Raw genomic sequence first — 12,653 nt, forward strand, 5'->3', positions numbered from 1 at the left:
ATGAGAAAAGTGGAGGGGGACGTATTGATTCAAAATGTTACGGTGATTGGGGCCGGAAGCTGGGGAACGGCACTTGCTACAGTCTTGGCGGACAACGGGCATCAGGTTACGCTTTGGGTACGGGATACCAAGCTGGCAGAAGAAATAAACAGCAAGCATGTGAATGAAAAGTACCTGCCGGGAGAAACTCTTTCTGCCAACATTGTGGCGACGACCAATATTCAAGAGGCAGTAATTGGTAAGCGCATTGTTCTTCTTGTTGTTCCTTCACATGCCATGCGCCAAATTTGTCAGCAAGTGGCACCGTACTTAGAGCCGGATGTACTTTTGATCCACGCGACCAAGGGCTTTGAACTGGAAAGTCTAAAGCGAATGTCAGAAGTCATTGCGGAAGAGGTGCCGAAAGAGATTGCCTCCAGATTAGCTGTGTTGTCGGGACCGAGCCATGCCGAGGAAGTAGTCAAACGGCAACCAACGACAATTGTGATGGCGTCTGAATCGGAAGAAAGCATGCTGCGTTCTCAGGATTTGCTGATGAATACGAATTTTCGTGTGTATACCAACCCGGATTTGATTGGCGCTGAGATCGCCGGAGCGTTGAAGAACATCATTGCACTTGGTGCAGGGATGTCTGATGGCTTAGGGTATGGAGACAATGCAAAAGCGGCCTTGTTGACACGTGGCTTGGCGGAAATTAGCCGTATGGGCATTAAGCTTGGTGCTAAGCCGCTTACGTTTTCAGGTCTAGCTGGTGTTGGTGATTTGATTGCCACATGTACAAGTAAACACAGCCGAAACTGGCGTGCAGGCTATATGCTCGGACAAGGAAAAAAACTCGATGACGTACTGGCACAGATGGGTATGGTCGTTGAAGGCGTTCGTACGACGAATGCAGCTTTTTCCTTATCGCAACGCGAGCAAGTGGAAATGCCAATCACTTCTGTTCTGTATGGCATGCTGTTTGAAGGAAAAGAAGCTCGTCAAGGCGTGGAAGAACTGATGGGGCGTGGAAAAACCTTTGAAATGGCGTACCTCAATCCCGATGCGGAATAAGTAATGAATGAAGTATCACCGATTTAGGCTTCTGCACATACGATAGGGTGAAAGCCCATGTGCAGGAGGAGATTTCACATGAATAATATGTCAAAACGACTTTTTGAGCGTTTGCAAGGGAAAGCAACGGAAAATGTCGATGAAGAAAAGCTTCGCTCTCTAGCTGGTCAGGTCAAGCGCAGTGACTTTGAAGACGAGACCAAGCTACGTCAAATCATTCGCACACTCGCTACCCTTAGTGGCAAGCAACTAACTCCTGAAAAGGAGGATAAGGTCATTGAGATGTTTCGCAATCAGGAAATCAATCTGGGTGACATGTCCACTTTGACCAAGCTGCTCAAATAAGAGAAATGGGCGATTATGCCCGTTACCTGCAACAAAAACCGTCATACAGTAAGACTAGGAACAATCATGGCTCTACAGGGACATGGCTGACCTACAGATTGCAAGAAAAAAAGAGGGATCTTATCCCTCTTTTTTTCGTTCCTTGGAGCTGCTGCTTACCTGTGTAATTAGGTTCTGGACCAAAGGGGATTGCAGGAGACCCAGTAATTGCCCGATATCTATATTGGACAAAAGGTTACCTAAGCCTAAGCCTGATTCCTGCGGTGGTGTTTCTGCTGCCTTTTGTGGCTCTGGAGCAGCTTTGCGTTTGCCAGCAGCAGCAGGTTTTTCGGCAACGACCTCAGGCTCAGGCGTGCGTTTTCCGAGGTTCTCCATCATCTCCATCGCCCCGTACAACGAATCCATCGTGTCTTCTACCTGCCGAATCGTGCTGCCGATCCCTTTGATGTTATGGCGCATTTTCGTAACAGAGGTGCGCAAATCAACCGCGGGCAGGATTCTTTTCGGTGAAATGGAAAGGGAGACATTTTCGACTTGGTCGCTTAATTTTTTGCTGGGTATAGGCGCATATGGATTCCGCCATTTTCGATTATTTACTTTATTACTCAACGTTTCATCCCTCCAATGGGCGAATTCATCACGATAGTCTATGCGAATGTCTAGTATTAGGTTCGCAAGCGTCAGACGAAGAGGGGGATTTATGGTATAATAAAGCAAAAAATGCAAAGGATGCTGCAGTCCCGATGTATATTGATCCTATGACAAAGATGAACATTTCCTTAATCGCCATTGGACTCATGTTCGTCTGCAATTTAGTTATGATCTTTGCCAGAAAAATAACCAATGGGTTTTTGCGGTTCCTTGTGAAGACCTTCGCATTCTTACTATTACTCGTCGTGCTTGTCATGATTTTGATTGTGATTTTTGTCTAGGGAGGATTATCGATGTCAACGATCACACTACTTACTCGTGCAGGCAGTCATGAAGTCTCGATCGAGTTGGATCAATCCATTGTTGCTCTTGCGAAAAAGAACAACATCGTATGGGGCCATGCATGCCAAAGAGGGGTATGTGCACAATGCCGTACACATGTTGTGGAAGGGGCAGAGCACTTAAACGAAGTGACACCAGAAGAAAAACTGCGATTGCGCAAGGCTGAACGCGCAGAAGGCTACAGATTAGGCTGCCAGACGAAGATTGTTTCATCAGGAACAGTCAAGGTAGCTCATCGGCCGTACTAGTAAAGGAAGTGACAATATGGGGAAAGTAACCTTTCTCCCGAGCAAGAAGAGCGTGAAGGCGCGGACAGGGCAAACCTTGGTCAGTGTAGCTTCGTCAGCTCGCGTCGTAATCCCGCAGAGATGCGGTGGACACGCATCTTGTCTGATGTGCCGCGTGGTCGTTGAGAATGGCCTGCTATGCCCGCCAACGGCGCTGGAAAAGCGCAAGCTGCCTGAAAAGGATCTGGCGAATGGGATTCGTTTGGCCTGTCAGGCAAAAACGACGGAAAAGGATTGTACGGTCAAGATTCCAGAAAGCAAGCTAAAATCAGTGGTAGCGGCAGCACTCGAGCGACAACGCAATGAAAATGAAGATGGAATGTAAGAGGTGTATACATAAGATGTGGCAATCGTGGCGAAAATCGTTCAAGCTTGTGATCAGTTTGACGATTCTGTCTTCCCTTTTATCTGGATGCTTGTATCCGGATGAGCGCAGAGCAGAGAATCAAATTCCTAGTACCTTTTTTGTAGAAGCAACACAAAAAGCGATTGAGCAATTCCAAAAAGACACAGCAGTGTTGCCAATCGTAACGAAACCCCTCGATACTCCTATTTTTGAAAAATACGAGATTGATTTCCGCAAGATGATCCCTAAATACATGCCGGATGTGCCTGGGAACGCATTTGAAAAAGGCGGCGTATACAAGTACGTGCTGATTGACGTGGATACAAAGCCGACAGTGAAGCTCATTCATTTGACCGCTGTCAGTACAGTAGCGGATGTACAGAGCGAAGTAGACCGTTACAAGGGACATTTCGAAAAGCTGCCTGTAATCGCTGATCTGGGGAATGGATACTATTCCATCGATCATGAGCGGCTCGGCTTAAAAGCGTGGCAGGTGCCGTCCGCGATGGGGACTTACTTATTGCCACTGGTCATGAATGCGGAAGGACAAGTCGGGATTGATTATGCTACGGATATCGCGCAATTGCTTCGGGATACAAAAGTAACCGTGCCGGAAAAAACAGACCCGAGATACGTGCTGGCGCGCAATTCCATGTTCGTGCCCGCGAAATCGTTTCCATATGAAATGGTCAATGGTGAACCGAAGCTTCTCAAACTAAATTAACTTTACGAAAAACGACTCTGATCAGGGTCGTTTTTTTTTGTTCTAGTTAACGCAAAAATACATATATTTGTACTGTCCACAAAACTAGTACGAGATTCCCTACGAAAATACTGGCGGTCAGGGATAATTCGGAAAATCGGTCATAGTGTAAAAATAGACAAATAGAAGGAGGTCATCGATGGTGGAACGAGTCGACATCTTTAAAGACATTGCCGAACGGACGGGCGGAGACATCTACCTCGGAGTGGTGGGCCCTGTTCGTACGGGAAAGTCGACCTTTATCAAGCGGTTTATGGAGCAAGTTGTCATCCCGAATATCAACTCTGAAGCAGAGCGGATACGAGCGACAGATGAGTTGCCGCAGAGTGCTTCAGGACGAACAATCATGACAACCGAACCCAAGTTTGTTCCGAATCAGGCTGTTAACGTACATGTGACAGAAGGACTCAGCATCAATGTCCGCCTCGTTGACTGCGTTGGCTATACGGTGCAAGGGGCAAAGGGCTTTGAAGACGACAATGGCCCAAGAATGGTAAATACACCTTGGTATGAAGAGCCTGTACCATTTGAGGAAGCGGCTGAAGTCGGGACACGCAAGGTTATCCAGGAACACTCAACCATCGGGATTGTTGTGACAACGGATGGCAGCATCGCGGAAATACCGCGTGTAGGATACATCGATGCAGAGGAGCGGGTTGTAAACGAGCTTAAGGAAGTCGGAAAACCGTTCGTGATCGTTGTGAACTCGACGCGTCCGCGCTCCGACGAAGCACAAAACCTTCGTGTACAGCTCCAGGAAAAATACGATGTACCAGTCGTGGCCTTGTCGGTTGATCATATGACAGAGCAGGAAATCTTGCTCCTCATGAGAGAAGTCCTGTTTGAATTCCCAGTTCATGAAGTAAATGTTAATCTTCCAAGCTGGGTAATGGTGCTAGAAAACGGGCACTGGCTACGTCAGAACTACGAGGAAGCTGTACGTGAGACCGTGCAGGACATCCGCCGGTTACGCGATGTGGACCGTGTCGTCGGCTTCTTCAATGACTATGACTTCGTAGAGAAAGCCTCCCTTGCTGGTATGCACATGGGGCAAGGGATCGCAGAGATTGACCTCTACGCGCCAGATGAACTGTATGACCGCATCTTGATGGAAATTGTCGGTGTAGAGATAAATGGTAAGGATCACTTGCTGAAAATCATGCAGGAATTCGCACATGCCAAGCGCGAGTTTGATCAGGTAGCGGAAGCATTGCATATGGTCCGAAGTACGGGCTACGGTATAGCAGCCCCGTCGTTGCATGAAATGACCTTGGACGAACCTGAACTAATCCGCCAGGGACCGCGCTTTGGAGTCAGACTCAAAGCAACAGCACCGTCTATTCACATGATTCGGGTGGATGTCGAGTCTGAATTCGCTCCGATTATCGGAACAGAGAAGCAGAGTGAGGAACTTGTCCGCTATCTAATGCAAGATTTTGACAAAGACCCGCTTTCCATCTGGAACTCCGATATTTTTGGACGCTCGCTCCATTCCATCGTAAGAGAGGGTATTCAGGCAAAAATTACCATGATGCCAGACAACGCCAGATACAAATTACAGGAAACATTGGGTCGAATCATCAACGAGGGATCGGGTGGCCTGATAGCGATCATACTCTAATAAATAGTTCTAAAGTCCTATAAACTGCAAATAAAGGGAAGGCATCTGATATGACGAGATGCCTTTTTTTCTTGTATTTCGTTCAATTTCGACAGGAGGGGCTTGAATTTAAGAAATCGGTGTATTACTATAAGCTTGTCAGATCGGTAAAAACAACCATTCGTGTATAAAACGCTTCGTTTCGGTTAAGAAAAATAATAGCTAGGACTTGGTGTTCTTTGAGGGGAGGTGAATATAATGAACAAAACAGAACTGATTGCAAAAGTGGCTGAAACCACAGAACTCACCAAGAAAGATGCAACAAAAGCAGTTGATGCAGTTCTTGACGCAATTGCAGATGCATTGAAAACTGGTGATAAAGTCCAACTGATCGGCTTTGGTAACTTCGAAGTTCGTGAACGTGCGGCTCGTAAAGGTCGTAACCCACAAACTGGTGAAGAGATCGAAATCGCTTCCAGCAAAGTACCTGCGTTTAAACCAGGTAAACAACTCAAAGACTCCATCAAGTAGTTGTTTCTTTTGAGAACGAAGCACTTACATAAAAAAATCCACATTGATAAAATGTGGGTTTTTTTCTGTGTACATACAGTTTGCCTATGAAAATTCTGGTATATCTTTTTGTCTTTTTTTAAACGATATGGTAAGATTGGCTTTGATCGCGAGCAGGTACTAAGTCTGGCACTGATTTGGAGCAGGCAGACCTTAGTGATGAGAAACAAGGCGTATGCCGTTACGTAGGAGGTACAATGATGAACGTCGACTTAGATAAAATACAGCAAGCTGTTCGCATGATCCTAGAGGCAGTCGGGGATGATCCTAATCGTGAAGGAGTGCTGGATACCCCTAAGCGAGTTGCGAAAATGTATGCCGAAGTATTTGAGGGCATGCATATAGACGAAGAGCAGTATTTCGAGACTGTCTTTAGCGAAGATCATGAGGAAATGGTTCTAGTGAAGGACATTCCGTTTTACTCCATGTGTGAGCATCACTTGGTTCCCTTCTTCGGAAAAGCGCATGTCGCTTACGTACCGCGTGGAGGCCGTGTAGTAGGACTGAGCAAGCTGGCGCGTGCGGTTGATACCGTAGCAAAACGTCCGCAGTTGCAAGAACGAATTACTGCAACAGTAGCTGATGCGATTATGCGCAAGCTCGATCCACATGGCGTGGTCGTGGTTGTAGAAGCAGAGCATATGTGCATGACAATGCGTGGTGTGAAAAAGCCAGGCTCGAAAACGATTACTTCTGCTGTTCGTGGGATGTTTGAGAAAGATGCGGCAGCCCGTGCCGAAGTATTTAGTTTGATTCGTTGATAAAAATGCAAAAATAAGGAAATTACATTGACTCTATAGGTAAAATATTGTATAGTACGGATGTACAGTCGGGATGTGGCGCAGCCCGGTAGCGCGCACCCTTGGGGTGGGTGAGGTCCAGGGTTCGAATCCCTGCATTCCGACCATCTGCATATAACGATCAGAAGCCTTGAGTAAAGGCTTCTTTTTTATGTAAAATTGCTACTCTCCCAAGTATCTCCCAAGTAGTGCCATTTTGCTATTGGCTTCCTGATCTTTCTTTTTTATAATGATAGGTAGACAAGCTAGGGAAGGGTTGTTCAATGCTATGAAGGTGCCTGTATCACTTCAACCATATTTGCAAACATTGCCGCAAACCTATGACGCCTCTTCGCTTTCGTATGGAGACGAGGGGCTCTTCTCGGACATCCTGCAGTCCCAGTTAGCAACAACCGGCCAGCGGGTTATCAGTTCGCAGGAGATTTTGGCCAAGTTAGATGGTTCTAGGAACTGGAAGATTCCTACCCATATTCAAAATGAGCAGTTCCTGTCTTTTGCAAAAGGGCCATCTGTTCCTACCCCGGAAATCTTGGGCAAGATTGATGAGACAGCGAAAGCGATCGGAGTGGACGCTGATCTCGTGAGAGAGGTCGTCAGGGCCGAATCCAATTTCAATCCGAATGTAGAATCTCACGCAGGGGCGAAGGGCTTGATGCAGCTGATGGACAATACGGCAAAAGCCATGCAAGTCCGCAATGTATACGACCCTGATGAAAACCTTGAAGGTGGAACAAAATATTTGAAGTCGCTTTTGGACCGTTATGATGGAGATGTGAAAGTAGCACTTGCTGCTTACAATGCTGGTCCAGGTCGGATGAGTCGTCTGGGAATCAGCAGTGATGACGAGCTAGAAGCGAAGTTTGACCAATTGCCGCAAGAGACACAGCGCTATGTAGACAAGATCATGAGCCGACTGGGGTCAGAAGGGGCATCATACTAGACATACTCGCATACCGTATTGGTCAGGAGGAAACACATTGGCACAACCATCGGGATTTAATCAGGATTATTTCGTAGTCAAAGCGAAGGAAAATGGCGTTCATGTAATCGGTTTAACAAGAGGCACTGATACGCGTTTTCATCATACAGAGAAGCTCGATAAAGGCGAAGTCATGATTTTTCAATTTACGGAGCACACCTCTGCGATTAAGGTGCGAGGTAAAGCAGTGATTTACTCGCAACATGGCGTCGTGGATACGACCGAATAAAGAGCAAGTCGTTTTGCTAAGAAGCAGGCATAGCCTGCTTTTTTTGTTTGTACAATGGAGGAGAGGAGGGATGTCTATGCCGCGCCAATTGTTGATGGCGATTGCTGTTTCCACTTTCTTGGCTCTAATGCTGTCGCTCGTTCCCACAAATCAGTGGATGCAAGCGGATATACCGACATTTCAGTCGGCACGTGCCATTCACTTAAGCGAGCAAAATGCCCTTGATTTGTTTACAAGGATGTCGACACATTATAATATTAAGCGTATAAAATGGGAAAACCCATCGATCTATGTCGATTTTGTGGTGAAACCTGCCGAAAAAGTAGAGTTAAACACCGTCTATCAAGATTTTTACCGTTTGACATACGACTTGCGTACCTATGCAGACAATGTCGGGCCCGTGTACTATCGCTTGTTGGAGGAGACGGATCCACCAAAAGAATCGAGATTATTGATTGCCATACAATCGACAACTGGAAATCTCGCAGGACATGACAAACCTTTGACCGACCCTTCGGATATCCAGTCCTTTGTAAGCAGTACATTTCCCATTCGAATCGAGCCGTATTTTTATGAGCGAATTAGTCCCTGATGGAAGAAGTATGGTATGATAGTAGAGACGGCCTTTTGACCGGACGGCAGAGGAAGACCGAAGAGTAAGGAACAGTACGGAACAGGCAGACATCTTTAGGTTGTGCAGCTTGTGGAGGAGGACGCATGAGCAAAGAACTTTCCCCGAATGTAGAAGAGGTTCGGTCCATTATCGAACAAATCTACAAGAGAATCACCCATTCCTATGTAGAACATTATGTTGACGTTCCTTCCATGGCGGAAAATCGTCTAGAGCTGTTGTTCCTTTTTTTGCTGGAACAAGGTATGCCGAAGGAAAAGGCTTCGGTTTTATGTACAGCAACAGGACTTGTCCAATTGGGACTGGACACGCATGAGCTCGTGAAAAATGAGTACGACTCCTCACAGAGCGCGGAGCGAAACCGACAGCTGACCGTACTTGCGGGTGATTATTACAGCAGTCGTTATTATCACCTTCTGGCTTCAACGGGTGAAATCCAAGCCATTCAAGTGTTGTCGGCAGCCATTCAGCGAGTGAACGAAGCGAAAATGAGACTCTACATCGCTGGGCGAGATAGCAAGATTTTGTCAGATGAAGAGTACTGGGAACTGCGAAATACGATTGATACGGGCTTATACGTGGCTGTTGTAGAAGAATATGCCGATTCAGCTGATCGCCGTCGTTTCTGGAGCGATCTGATGAAGGAAACAGCCAAGGTAGAGAGTGTGATCGGAGAGTGGGAGCAGCTCAAATGGCAAGAACAAGTCCCTTTTGGTTTTGCCCGTTTTTTGCTGCAAAAACCTGGGGCTACACTCGCGCAAGTTTTGTCGGGCGTTGAGGGGAAAGCCATCGAATTAATCGGTTTATGTGAGCAAATGGTGCGTACGCTACATCCTGCAGAGACGCGGAACATGCTTGCATCTATTACGGCACGCTACTCCCATCGGATCAGTCGCTTGAAGAAGGTAATTGAGGAGATGTAGTCAAGTGAACCAGACACAGATGAATGAGAAAGCAGAGTACGTTCACTCCGTTTTCGAGAGCATTGCAAACGATTACGACAAAATGAATCATGTAATCAGCTTTGGCAGTCATATTGCTTGGCGTAATTACACGATGAAGCAAATGAATATCCAGCCAGGGCATACGGCGTTGGATGTTGCCTGTGGTACAGCAGACTGGACCATTGCATTGGCCAAGGCTGTTGGAAAAGAAGGCAGTGTTGTTGGCCTTGATTTCAGTCAGAATATGCTGGATGTAGGGGCATATAAAGTGGCGAATGCAGGTGTTGGCAACAACGTAAAGCTAGTGAACGCAGATGCAATGAATCTGCCTTATGAGGATAATACATTCGACTTCGTGACAATCGGGTTTGCCTTGCGCAATGTACCGGATGTTCAGCAGGTCTTGAATGAAATGGCGCGTGTTGTGAAGCCGGGCGGTAAAGTCGTTTCTCTGGAAGTGTCCAAGCCCCCATTCATTCCGTACCGGAAGCTATTTTACTTATATTTCTACAAAATCTTGCCATTTATCGCGAAGCTGACAGTCAACAAGTACGAAGAGTATGCATGGCTGCCACAATCCCTGACCAATTTCCCTGACAGTCGTGAGCTGGCAAGCATGTTTCAGAAAGCAGGCTTGGACCCGGTTCAGGTCAAATTGTTTATGGGCGGCGTATCAGCCTTGCATATGGGCACAAAGCCATAGGTTGACATATGCGATGGCACCAAACGCGTATATGGGGAGTAAACCGGTATTTCTTCACTAGATAGGAAGTGTCATAGATGGGTCTACGTAAATTGAAAGTCATCTTGGAAATGATTAAATTCGAGCACTCCCTTTTTGCCTTGCCTTTTGCTTTTATGGGAGCTGTTTTGGGAAGTATTGTGGTAGAGAATGCATGGCCTACCTGGTCGGAAATTTTTTGGGTGACGGTAGCGATGGTGGGCGCTCGCAGTGCAGCGATGTCCTTAAACCGTGTCATCGACCGGGTGATTGATGCGAGAAATCCTCGTACGGTCACACGAGCGATTCCTGCTGGCCTCATTTCGATTATGGAAGTCATTTTGTTTATCGTTGTGTCCTTTGCGGTGTTATTCATTGCTGCGTATCAGTTAAATGATTTGGCTGTGAAATTGTTGCCGCTCGCTGTGTTTGTTCTTGTGCTTTATTCCTATACAAAACGCTTTACCTGGCTTTGCCACTTTGTTCTCGGGGTTGCCATCGGGTTTGGGCCGTTGGGTGGCTGGGTAGCGACAACGGGTCAAGTAGATGGCATTGGCCTTCTATTGTTTGCATCCGTTATGTTCTGGACAGCAGGATTTGATATCATTTATGCGTGCCAGGACGCCGATTTTGACCGGAAAGAAGGACTTTATTCCATGCCGAGCCGCTTCGGAATTGCCAATGCACTTCTGATTGCCCGCGTATGCCACGTTCTTACTTTCGTTGGTCTGATGTCGTTGTATGTAGTCGCAGATTTGTCTATTTGGTTCTTGGTAGGTGTTCTCATTTCTGGTGCGATTTTGATCTATGAACACACGCTGGTGAAGCCTACAGACCTGTCCAAGCTGGATATGGCATTCTTCAATATGAACGGCATCTTGAGTGTCGTGATGTTTACCTTTACGATGATTGATTTGGTGATTGCATGAACAAGCAAAAGTGGGCTGTCGGGATAACGGGTGCAAGTGGTGCAATCTATGGTGTTCGAGTTGTCCAGGAGCTTTTACGTGCTGGACATATCGTTCACTTGATGATTACAGAAGCAGGCTGGCAAGTATTTCGTGATGAACTGGATTGGCACACGGATGACAGAGAAGCTCTATTGCAGGAGAAGCTGCAACTAGACTTTTCGGGTGAGCTACATTATTGGGGACTGCGAGATTTCAATTGTCCCGCAGCCAGTGGTTCCTATCGCTGTGACGGTATGATCGTAGTACCGTGCTCGATGGGGACTGTTTCTGGCATCGCGCATGGCGCATCAGGTAATTTGCTGGAGCGCGTTGCTGATGTCATGATCAAAGAAGGTCGGCGCTTGGTCATCGTTCCGAGAGAGACGCCGCTCAATGCGATTCAGCTCGAGAACATGCTCAAATTAAGCCGTCTGGGAGTAAAGATTCTGCCTGCTATGCCAGGCTACTATCAGAAACCGCAAACCATGGATGATCTGATCAATTTTGTGGTAGGGAAAACTTTGGATGCAATTGATGTACCACATTCGCTGTTCCGGCGTTGGGGGGAATAAACGCATGCAAAAGTCTTTGCGTGTTGGACAAATTTTGTACACCAATGTATTGCCGGTTTACTTCTATTTTGATCAGGCGAAATTCGAAGACCGAATCGAATTCATCCGCCAAGTTCCTGCCCAGTTAAACACTGCAATGGCGAATGGCGAGATTGACTTGGGTCCGATTTCTTCGTTTAGCTATGCAGAGCATGCCTCCGAATACGTGGCATTGGCAGATCTGTCTGTCAGTGCCAAAGGGAGAGTAGGCTCCCTTTTCTTGTTCAGCAAAAAGCCGATTGAACAATTAAATGGTGCCAAAATAGCCTTGACCAACACATCGGCTACCACAGTGAACCTCTTAAAGATCGTTCTCCATAAGTTTTACGATTATGAGATTTCCTACGTTACACAGGAACCCATTTTGCAAGAAATGCTGGAGGATGCTGACGCAGCGCTCTTGATCGGGGATGACGCCATTGCGGCTGATCGAACGGCCAAAGACCTGCATGTCTATGACTTAGGAGAGCTGTGGCATCAATTTACGGGCTATTCCATGACGTTTGCCATTTGGGCTCTTCGTCGAGCAGTTATTGCCGATCATCATGATTTGATCGCGGACGTCCATGCCTCTTTTTTAGAGAGCAAAAGGAAAACAAGAGCGAATACAGCCCCATTGATTGACTACGTTCACACACATTTCGGTGGAGAGAAAGAGCAATGGATCCACTATTTCCAAGGATTACAGCACGATTTCGGTGACGTTCAGCGGATTGGACTGGAGTACTATTACCGATGCGCAGCGGAGCTGGGACTTCTATCGGCACCTGCAACCGTCGATCTGTGGCAAGCTGGCGGCCGACAGACCAATACTACGTTGACGAGATAGGT

Annotated in this window: 18 protein-coding genes and 1 tRNA gene; 18 read left to right on the forward strand and 1 reads right to left on the reverse strand. The window is 46.9% G+C overall.

Annotated elements, in window-relative coordinates; all coding sequences use genetic code 11:
• Together PMI05_RS01875 and PMI05_RS01880 are read left to right on the forward strand one after the other, a co-directional pair.
• Window positions 1–1,053 carry an NAD(P)H-dependent glycerol-3-phosphate dehydrogenase gene (locus PMI05_RS01875; RefSeq protein WP_039960032.1) on the forward strand — a complete coding sequence of 351 codons (1,053 nt, stop codon included), beginning with the start codon at window positions 1–3 and terminating at the stop codon, window positions 1,051–1,053.
• A 78-nt stretch (window positions 1,054–1,131) separates the two neighbouring features.
• Window positions 1,132–1,398: a stage VI sporulation protein F gene (locus PMI05_RS01880; protein ID WP_007716506.1), complete on the forward strand. Its 267-nt coding sequence runs from the start codon at window positions 1,132–1,134 to the stop codon at window positions 1,396–1,398.
• A 120-nt stretch (window positions 1,399–1,518) separates the two neighbouring features.
• Here PMI05_RS01880 and PMI05_RS01885 read toward each other — a convergent pair whose 3' ends face one another.
• Entirely contained in the window at window positions 1,519–2,007 is a 489-nt protein-coding gene (locus PMI05_RS01885) for a hypothetical protein (protein WP_039960034.1), read from the reverse strand.
• Between the two features lie 158 nt (window positions 2,008–2,165).
• Here PMI05_RS01885 and PMI05_RS31225 point away from each other — a divergent pair, with 158 nt between their 5' ends.
• From PMI05_RS31225 to PMI05_RS01965, 16 genes are all read left to right on the forward strand, one after another.
• On the forward strand, window positions 2,166–2,330 hold the full coding sequence (locus PMI05_RS31225; RefSeq protein WP_255344482.1) for a DUF2768 family protein: 165 nt from the start codon (window positions 2,166–2,168) through the stop codon (window positions 2,328–2,330).
• A gap of 12 nt (window positions 2,331–2,342) precedes the next feature.
• Window positions 2,343–2,639 carry a 2Fe-2S iron-sulfur cluster-binding protein gene (locus tag PMI05_RS01895; protein WP_007716508.1) on the forward strand — a complete coding sequence of 99 codons (297 nt, stop codon included), beginning with the start codon at window positions 2,343–2,345 and terminating at the stop codon, window positions 2,637–2,639.
• A gap of 16 nt (window positions 2,640–2,655) precedes the next feature.
• Entirely contained in the window at window positions 2,656–3,003 is a 348-nt protein-coding gene (locus PMI05_RS01900; protein WP_007716509.1) for a 2Fe-2S iron-sulfur cluster-binding protein, read from the forward strand.
• A 16-nt stretch (window positions 3,004–3,019) separates the two neighbouring features.
• Complete coding sequence (locus tag PMI05_RS01905; RefSeq protein WP_007716510.1) at window positions 3,020–3,748, forward strand: hypothetical protein; 729 nt, start codon at window positions 3,020–3,022, stop codon at window positions 3,746–3,748.
• 181 nt (window positions 3,749–3,929) lie between these two features.
• Complete coding sequence (gene spoIVA, locus PMI05_RS01910) at window positions 3,930–5,408, forward strand: stage IV sporulation protein A (RefSeq protein WP_039960052.1); 1,479 nt, start codon at window positions 3,930–3,932, stop codon at window positions 5,406–5,408.
• A 237-nt stretch (window positions 5,409–5,645) separates the two neighbouring features.
• Window positions 5,646–5,918 carry an HU family DNA-binding protein gene (locus tag PMI05_RS01915; protein ID WP_005831316.1) on the forward strand — a complete coding sequence of 91 codons (273 nt, stop codon included), beginning with the start codon at window positions 5,646–5,648 and terminating at the stop codon, window positions 5,916–5,918.
• 236 nt (window positions 5,919–6,154) lie between these two features.
• Window positions 6,155–6,718: a GTP cyclohydrolase I FolE gene (gene folE, locus PMI05_RS01920; protein ID WP_173629482.1), complete on the forward strand. Its 564-nt coding sequence runs from the start codon at window positions 6,155–6,157 to the stop codon at window positions 6,716–6,718.
• Window positions 6,719–6,787: 69 nt separating this feature from the next.
• A tRNA-Pro gene (locus tag PMI05_RS01925) sits at window positions 6,788–6,864 on the forward strand.
• A 122-nt stretch (window positions 6,865–6,986) separates the two neighbouring features.
• A complete protein-coding gene (locus tag PMI05_RS01930) occupies window positions 6,987–7,697 on the forward strand; it encodes a lytic transglycosylase domain-containing protein (RefSeq protein WP_039960042.1) in 711 nt (236 codons plus the stop codon).
• 37 nt (window positions 7,698–7,734) lie between these two features.
• Window positions 7,735–7,965 carry a trp RNA-binding attenuation protein MtrB gene (mtrB, locus tag PMI05_RS01935; RefSeq protein WP_007716531.1) on the forward strand — a complete coding sequence of 77 codons (231 nt, stop codon included), beginning with the start codon at window positions 7,735–7,737 and terminating at the stop codon, window positions 7,963–7,965.
• A gap of 76 nt (window positions 7,966–8,041) precedes the next feature.
• Window positions 8,042–8,557 carry a hypothetical protein gene (locus tag PMI05_RS01940; protein WP_007716534.1) on the forward strand — a complete coding sequence of 172 codons (516 nt, stop codon included), beginning with the start codon at window positions 8,042–8,044 and terminating at the stop codon, window positions 8,555–8,557.
• 125 nt (window positions 8,558–8,682) lie between these two features.
• Window positions 8,683–9,519 carry a heptaprenyl diphosphate synthase component 1 gene (locus tag PMI05_RS01945; RefSeq protein WP_007716537.1) on the forward strand — a complete coding sequence of 279 codons (837 nt, stop codon included), beginning with the start codon at window positions 8,683–8,685 and terminating at the stop codon, window positions 9,517–9,519.
• Window positions 9,520–9,523: 4 nt separating this feature from the next.
• Window positions 9,524–10,243: a demethylmenaquinone methyltransferase gene (locus PMI05_RS01950; RefSeq protein WP_007716539.1), complete on the forward strand. Its 720-nt coding sequence runs from the start codon at window positions 9,524–9,526 to the stop codon at window positions 10,241–10,243.
• Window positions 10,244–10,320: 77 nt separating this feature from the next.
• Window positions 10,321–11,190, forward strand: a complete 870-nt coding sequence (locus PMI05_RS01955; protein ID WP_007716548.1) for a UbiA-like polyprenyltransferase — start codon at window positions 10,321–10,323, stop codon at window positions 11,188–11,190.
• Complete coding sequence (locus tag PMI05_RS01960) at window positions 11,187–11,783, forward strand: UbiX family flavin prenyltransferase (protein WP_007716550.1); 597 nt, start codon at window positions 11,187–11,189, stop codon at window positions 11,781–11,783. Before PMI05_RS01955 ends, PMI05_RS01960 begins: the two co-directional genes overlap by 4 nt.
• Window positions 11,784–11,787: 4 nt before the next feature.
• Window positions 11,788–12,651, forward strand: coding sequence for a menaquinone biosynthesis protein (locus tag PMI05_RS01965; protein WP_007716552.1), 864 nt, complete (start codon window positions 11,788–11,790; stop codon window positions 12,649–12,651).
• The last annotated feature ends 2 nt before the right edge of the window (window positions 12,652–12,653 follow it).

Source organism: Brevibacillus sp. BC25 (assembly GCF_000282075.1).
Taxonomy (GTDB): Bacteria; Bacillota; Bacilli; order Brevibacillales; family Brevibacillaceae; genus Brevibacillus.